At 75.6% G+C, this 365-nt stretch carries 1 pseudogene; it reads right to left on the reverse strand.

The annotated features are described in order from the left end of the window. Nucleotides 1-365: pseudogene (locus DBR36_RS18670) on the reverse strand (enoyl-CoA hydratase/isomerase family protein); the annotation flags it as partial.

Raw genomic sequence — 365 nt, forward strand, 5'->3', positions numbered from 1 at the left:
GGGCGTGACCGACGATCTCGGGCAACCGCCACGACGCTCCGGCGGCCGCGATGATCCCGAGGCCCGGCTCGGGGTTGCCGAAACGGGCGCGCGGGGTGCCGATGCGGATGTCCGCGGCGTAGGCGAGCTCGGCGCCGCCGCCCAGCGCGAATCCGTCGACCGCGGCGATCACGGGCAGCGGCAGGTGCCGCAGGCGATCGAACACCGAGGCGTTGATCCCGCGGCGGGCGTCGTCGCCCGTGCGCTCGCGCAGCTGGGCGATGTCGGCGCCGGCGGCGAAGATCCCGCCCGCGCCGGTCACGATGAGCGTGCGCGGGTCGGCCTCGAGGTCGGCGCAGAGGGCGTGCAGTTCATCGACCATCCGC

Source organism: Microbacterium sp. HMWF026, from assembly GCF_003061325.1.
GTDB lineage: Bacteria > Actinomycetota > Actinomycetes > Actinomycetales > Microbacteriaceae > Microbacterium > Microbacterium testaceum_E.